Here is a 6,318-nt window from a genome sequence, read left to right on the forward strand (position 1 = left end):
GCTATGAAAATAGTGCACCCACGTGGGAGGTATAACTCCGTTAGACCACATTTGCAAGGAGGAAAACACAAGATGGCTAAAAAACGTGGTAAGAAGTACCAAGACGCGCTCAAGAAAGTTGACAGCAAGAAAGAATACGCTGTTAAAGACGCTGTCCAATTAGTAAAAGATATTGCCTACGCTAACTTCGACTCTACTATCGAAGTAGCATTTAACTTAAACGTTGATACAAAGCAAGCTGACCAACAATTACGTGGTGCCGTTGTTTTACCAAACGGTACTGGTAAGGATCAAACAGTTATTGTTTTCGCTAATGGTGAAAATGCTAAGGCTGCTCAAGAAGCTGGTGCTGACTTTGTTGGCGACGATGATTTAGTAGAAAAGATTCAAGACGGTTGGCTTGACTTTGATGTTGCAATCGCAACACCAGACATGATGCCTAAGGTAGGTCGTTTAGGACGTGTCCTTGGACCTAAGGGCTTAATGCCAAACCCTAAGACTGGTACTGTTACAATGGACGTAGCTAAGGCTGTTTCTGATGCCAAAGCTGGTCAAGTAACTTACCGGACTGACCGTGATGGTAACGTTGCTGTACCATTCGGTAAGGTTTCATTTGATACTGACAAGTTAGTTGAAAACTTGGCTACTTTGGAAGATATTGTGGCTAAGGCTCGTCCAGCTTCAGTACGTGGAACATACATCAAGCACGCTTCCATTTCTTCAACATTTGGACCAAGTGTTACGCTTGATTTAACTACATTTTAATTTGAATTAATTAAAATTAACAAGACTTTGAGTTTTTTTGCTCAAAGTCTTTTTTTATTTTAATTTTTACTTCACAATAGGGATTCCTTGTGCTATATTATTAACCAATGATAAAACGATTAAAAAATCATTAGATTTTATCATTTAAGTTTAAAACTAATTAAGGAGTGACGACAATGACACAATTTAAATATTCAAAGCGTGTTCCAGCAGATGGTACGGATGCGGTTGGTGCAATTTTACAAGCAGCGGCGGATCCTAAGATTATTTCATTTGCTGGGGGATTGCCGGCACCCGAATTGTTTCCTGTTAAAGAAATGAACGCAGCTGTTGATAAGGTTTTTGAAGAACACGGTCAAGAAGCGATGCAGTACGGAGCGGCAAAGGGAGTCACAGCTTTACGTGAGGTTATCCAACAACATGTAAAGGAAAAAGAAAATGTGGATTCCGAATTAGACAATGTTTTAGTAACAACGGGATCAGAACAAGCCTTAGATTTAGTGGGCAAGGCTTTTGTTGACCCGGGTGATACTGTATTAGTTGAACAGCCAACGTACCTCTGTGCTTTAGATGTTTTTCGTTCTTACGGTGCTAATTTTGCTAGTGTTGAGATGGACGAAGATGGGATGAAGATGGATGCTTTAGAAGAAGCACTAAAGGCTAATCCAAATACCAAACTCATCTATACTGTGCCAAACTTCCAAAATCCAACTGGACGAACAATGACTGAAGAACGACGAAAGCAGTTAGCTGAATTAGCAGAAAAATACGATGTATATGTACTAGAAGATAATCCATATGGTGAAATTCGTTTTGCTGGCCAACATGTACCAGCAGTTAAGTCATTTGATAAATCAGGCCATGTCTTTTACATGAGTACATTTTCAAAGACATTAGCTCCAGGATTTCGTTTAGGATGGTTGGTTGCTGATAAAGCTGTAGTTAATAAATTGACGGTTCTTAAGCAATCAGCTGACCTCCATACAGATAACTTAGCTCAATTCGCGGTTGCCCAATTCTTTGCTGATAACGATGTGGATGCCCACGTTAAAGAAATTAGTGCTTTATACGGCAAACGTAAAGATTTAATGCTTGAGGGAATTAAAAAGTATTTCCCAGAAGGAGTTAAATATACGGATCCTGAAGGTGGCATGTTCTTGTGGGTAGAAGTTCCTGGTGTTGATGATACAGTAGAGTTATTTAAGGAATGTCTTGAACATGATGTAGCCTTTGTTCCAGGTGATCCGTTCTTTGCTGGTGAAGTTCAACCTGGTGCTTTCCGTTTGAACTATTCAAATATGAAAGAAGACCAGATCGAAGTTGGTTTGAAACGTTTAGGAGCGGCCTTAACAGCTGCAGTTAATAAGTAATTATTTCAGCCATTAATAAATACAATCCTAATGAAAAACAAAATTAAATGATGATGGGAGCAAGACAGAAGAACTCCCGTAAGCAATGATAGGCCTCCAACGTTCGGTTTTACCGGGCGCTGGAGGCCTATTATAATGCGGTATTGACGTAACCTGTATCCGTTCTGCTTTTTTCTGAAATCCACTGCGTTAATAAACTCCCTCTGTACTTTGAGTTAATTGTGATTATAATTATATTAATTGCTGAAAAGTTTTAAATATTCGGGTTTCTGGCTATCTAATTGGGATAGTAATAAGCATTATCAAAAATTTTTAAGGGAAAAGGAGTTTTTGATAATGTCAATGATAGATTTCAATAATACAGAAATGGCAGTAGCCGTTATCTTTACTTTAATAATAATGTTTGTAATATCCTTTACGGTTAGTTTTTTATTTTGGCTGATTTATCACCAAAATATGAAAAAGGGATAATTCTCGATGCTAATCATAATTTTTACGCTTATTTGGGGGATCGCGCTGTTTATATTTTTGGTTTATTCATTGATTAGTCTGCTATTTCGGATGATTTCGTATCCTCGGGACTTTTATCACTTTGCAGGAAACCAGCAACCAGCTAAAATTGATCGTAATTTACAATATTATGTTATTGTTCCCTGTTTTAATGAAGCAGCAGTTATTCAACGAACAATCAAATGTTTGTTGCAATTTAAGCAATTTGAAATAGTGGTAGTAGACGATGCTAGTAGTGACGATTCAGTTAGTCAGATTAAGCAGATTACTAACTCACGGGTCCACCTTTTGCGACGGCACCTTCCTAATGCTCATACAGGCAAGGGGGATGTATTGAATTTTGCCCTAGATTATATTTGTCAGATCACTATCCGTCAGCGAGTTCCCTTTGAAAAGGTTATTATTGGCGTAGTGGATGCGGATGCTCAATTAGCTGATAATGCTCTGCAGCGATTAAATGCCTATTTTTCCTCGCCAAGGACGAATATTACTCAGATGCGAGTTAAAATGTATCCACATTTTAAAAATTGGCTGCAGATTTTACAAGATATTGAGTTTTTTAGTATTAATCATATGGCTCAGATCATGCGAATGTATACTAAAACAGTTGGTTTAAGTGGAAATGGCCAGTTCTTCCGGCTTGCACCAATTATTGATAAAATTGGCGCACATCCATGGGGCAATGCGCTCTTAGATGATTACGAACTAACGATAAAAATGATGCTGAAAAAATTGCATGTTGATTATATGACAGATACATATGTTTATCAGGAAGCGTTAACGTCCCCTAAAAGATTTGTTCGACAACGAAGCCGGTGGGTGCAAGGCGATTTAAATTGTCTTAAGTATCTTCCACAAATTATTAAAAGCCGAGTTTTAAGCAGGACACAGAAACTTGGCATATATTATTTCCTGCTTCAACCATGGCTCAATTTTCTTGCGGATGTTGCGATTATCATTTTAACGACGATTACCCTTACTCACTGGCACAATCTTTATGGTCACTTGACTCTTATGACCTTTTCACTAGTGATGGCCGGCTTGGTAGTCTTTTCGTTATTTTGGGGAATAATATTTGGGATATTTTACTATCGTGACTTAGCTCACTACCATGAACCACCTTTAAAAAAGCATCAATTAGCCTTATTACCGCTTGGAATTTCCTATATGTATGTTATCTTATTTTTTAGTATTATAATGGCTTATTGGCGGTGGAGTTTTCGCCAAAATTCGTGGATAAAAACGGAACATGGAAAAAATGTTTCTTAAGTAGCGGGGAGATATGATGAGGAAAATTAAAGTAATGACGGTATTTGGAACTCGTCCAGAGGGAATCAAAATGGGCCCAGTAGTCAAGGCCTTGGAGCAAGATGATCGCTTTTCATCAGTAGTTGTTTCGACCGGTCAGCATGCTGAAATGCTTCAACAGGTTTTAGCTGTTTTTAAAATAACCCCTGATTATGATTTAAAAATAATGCGTCCTGGACAAACACTAACGGAAATTACAATTGAAACGATGAAAAAGCTTGAACCGATTATTCAAAAAGAGCAACCAGATATTGTGCTAGTTCATGGCGATACTAGTTCAGCCTACGCATCAGCTTTGGTTGCCTTTTATAATCGGGTTGCCATTGGTCATGTCGAAGCTGGTTTGCGAACATGGGATAAATATTCGCCTTATCCAGAAGAGATGAACCGGCAAATGATTGATGATCTTGCTGATTTATATTTTGCTCCCACTCAAACAAGTGCTAACAATCTCAAAATGGGAAATCATCAGCATGGAATTATAGTGACGGGAAATACTGCCATTGATGCTTTGCGGTATACAATTGACCATTCGTATCATCACCAAGTATTAGACGAAATTGATCCCGACAAGAAGATTATTTTACTTACTATGCATCGGCGAGAAAATTGGGGTAAACCGATGGAAGAAACCTTTAAGGCGATTAAAGAGATTGTGGATCAACGGAATGATATTGACGTTATTTATCCGGTTCATCTGAATCCTAAAGTTCAAGCGGTTGCTAATAAAATTTTCGGAAACGATAATCATTTTCATTTGATTTCCCCATTAGATGTTGTTGATTTTCATAATATTATGAGTAAGTCTTTACTTGTGATGAGCGATTCGGGCGGGGTTCAAGAGGAAGCACCAGCACTTCATAAACCAGTTCTAGTTTTGCGTGATACTACAGAGCGGCCGGAAGGAGTAACTGCTGGAACTCTTAAGTTAATCGGTACGCAATTTAATAATGTAACGAAAGAGTTATCGTCCCTATTAAATAGTCCTGAAGAATATAATAAGATGAGTGAGGCACAGAATCCTTATGGGGATGGGCATGCAAGTGAACGAATTTTAGATGCTATTGCTAAATGGGTAGCAACTCAAAAAGAATTATAAAAAGTCCCTTTACAGAACTTCAGAGAATATGTTAAACTGTAACAGTTGATTAAATATGACTCTGCCTAAGACTCAGGTGGCGAAAGCCTTAATCGAATGCCTGCCGAGGAAGAAATGAAAGTTCCTTCTCTATGTCTGCGGTCATAGGGATTTTTTTATAAATCCGATCAAAAAAACATTGCAGGAGGTGAAAATTCATGAGTGAAGCAGCTATTGCTAAGAAAGCTGAAATCGTTAAGCAAACTACTGATATGCTTAATGCAGCTCAAAGTGCTATCGTTGTAGATTACCGTGGTTTAACTGTTGCGGAAGTTACTGACTTACGTAAGCAACTTCGTGATGCTGGTATCCAAATGTCAGTTATCAAGAACAAGATTCTTGATCGTGCTGTTGAAGGTACTGACTACGAAGATCTTCGTTCTACTTTTGTTGGACCAACTGCTGTTGCCTTCTCTGACGAAGACCCAATTGCTCCAGCTAAGATCTTGAAGAAGTTCGCTGATGACCACGACGCTCTTGAAATCAAGGGTGGTTTCATCGAAAAGAGTGTTAAGACTCTTGACGAAATCAACGAATACGCAAATATGCCAGGTCGCGAAGAACTGTTGTCAATGCTTGCATCTGCATTGCAAGATCCAATGCGGAAGATTGCTCGCGCAGTCAAGGCTATTGCCGACAAGGAAGACGAAGCCGCATAATTGCCGTATATCAATACAATATAAAATTAAAATTAATTACCTAAATATTGGAGGAAATAAACATGGCTTTTGATAAGGATGCTATCATTGCTTCATTAAAGGAAGCATCAATCTCTGACCTTAACGACTTAGTTAAGGCTATCGAAGAAGAATTCGACGTTTCTGCTGCTGCTCCAGTTGCAGTTGCAGGTGCTGCTGGTGGCGACGCTGCTGCTAAGGACAGCTTCACTGTAGAATTAACTGAACCAGGTTCAGCTAAGGTTAAGGTTATTAAGGCTGTTAAGGACATTACTGGTCTTGGTCTTAAGGACGCTAAGGACCTTGTTGATGGTGCTCCATCAGCTATCAAGGAAGACGTTAAGGAAGACGAAGCTAACGACATCAAGGAAAAACTTGAAGCCGCTGGTGCTACTGTTACCCTTAAGTAGTCTTAAATTATTAAATAAAAAAGGATATCTGTCAACTGGTATGGTTGACTAAAAATACTTCCTACGAAAATGTAGGGGGTATTTTTTTTACGAAAAAATACAATCGATTCTTAAAAAGAAAAATTTTTGATTGGCAAAAC

7 protein-coding genes and 1 other annotated feature are annotated in these 6,318 nt (G+C 38.5%); all 7 genes read left to right on the forward strand.

Annotation, left to right across the window (positions count from 1 at the left end; genetic code table 11):
- The first annotated feature begins 72 nt into the window (after window positions 1-72).
- The 7 genes from rplA (at window position 73) to rplL (ending at window position 6,178) form a co-directional block, all read left to right on the forward strand.
- Window positions 73-765: a 50S ribosomal protein L1 gene (gene rplA, locus LMC10_RS01680; RefSeq protein WP_003666300.1), complete on the forward strand. Its 693-nt coding sequence runs from the start codon at window positions 73-75 to the stop codon at window positions 763-765.
- A 176-nt stretch (window positions 766-941) separates the two neighbouring features.
- Window positions 942-2,135 carry an aminotransferase-like domain-containing protein gene (locus tag LMC10_RS01685; protein ID WP_229268757.1) on the forward strand — a complete coding sequence of 398 codons (1,194 nt, stop codon included), beginning with the start codon at window positions 942-944 and terminating at the stop codon, window positions 2,133-2,135.
- 336 nt (window positions 2,136-2,471) lie between these two features.
- Complete coding sequence (locus tag LMC10_RS10450) at window positions 2,472-2,606, forward strand: hypothetical protein (protein WP_263863391.1); 135 nt, start codon at window positions 2,472-2,474, stop codon at window positions 2,604-2,606.
- Window positions 2,607-2,612: 6 nt separating this feature from the next.
- Complete coding sequence (locus LMC10_RS01690; protein WP_229268758.1) at window positions 2,613-3,914, forward strand: glycosyltransferase; 1,302 nt, start codon at window positions 2,613-2,615, stop codon at window positions 3,912-3,914.
- A gap of 16 nt (window positions 3,915-3,930) precedes the next feature.
- Window positions 3,931-5,052, forward strand: coding sequence for a non-hydrolyzing UDP-N-acetylglucosamine 2-epimerase (gene wecB / locus LMC10_RS01695; RefSeq protein ID WP_229268759.1), 1,122 nt, complete (start codon window positions 3,931-3,933; stop codon window positions 5,050-5,052).
- Between the two features lie 46 nt (window positions 5,053-5,098).
- Window positions 5,099-5,217 (forward strand) — a sequence feature (ribosomal protein L10 leader region).
- A 32-nt stretch (window positions 5,218-5,249) separates the two neighbouring features.
- On the forward strand, window positions 5,250-5,750 hold the full coding sequence (gene rplJ / locus LMC10_RS01700; protein WP_003666309.1) for a 50S ribosomal protein L10: 501 nt from the start codon (window positions 5,250-5,252) through the stop codon (window positions 5,748-5,750).
- A 62-nt stretch (window positions 5,751-5,812) separates the two neighbouring features.
- The gene (gene rplL / locus LMC10_RS01705; protein ID WP_003666310.1) at window positions 5,813-6,178 is read left to right on the forward strand and encodes a 50S ribosomal protein L7/L12; all 366 of its coding nucleotides are present in this window, start codon (window positions 5,813-5,815) and stop codon (window positions 6,176-6,178) included.
- Window positions 6,179-6,318: the final 140 nt, after the last annotated feature.

This window comes from Limosilactobacillus reuteri subsp. simiae (assembly GCF_020784875.1).
Classification (GTDB): domain Bacteria; phylum Bacillota; class Bacilli; order Lactobacillales; family Lactobacillaceae; genus Limosilactobacillus; species Limosilactobacillus reuteri_H.

Coding starts and splice junctions, on each gene's coding strand:
- wecB (WP_229268759.1), top strand. CDS start 3,931: ATGAGGAAAATTAAAGTAATGACGGTATTTGGAACTCGTCCAGAGGGA.
- LMC10_RS10450 (WP_263863391.1), top strand. CDS start 2,472: ATGTCAATGATAGATTTCAATAATACAGAAATGGCAGTAGCCGTTATC.
- rplA (WP_003666300.1), top strand. CDS start 73: ATGGCTAAAAAACGTGGTAAGAAGTACCAAGACGCGCTCAAGAAAGTT.
- LMC10_RS01685 (WP_229268757.1), top strand. CDS start 942: ATGACACAATTTAAATATTCAAAGCGTGTTCCAGCAGATGGTACGGAT.
- rplJ (WP_003666309.1), top strand. CDS start 5,250: ATGAGTGAAGCAGCTATTGCTAAGAAAGCTGAAATCGTTAAGCAAACT.
- rplL (WP_003666310.1), top strand. CDS start 5,813: ATGGCTTTTGATAAGGATGCTATCATTGCTTCATTAAAGGAAGCATCA.
- LMC10_RS01690 (WP_229268758.1), top strand. CDS start 2,613: ATGCTAATCATAATTTTTACGCTTATTTGGGGGATCGCGCTGTTTATA.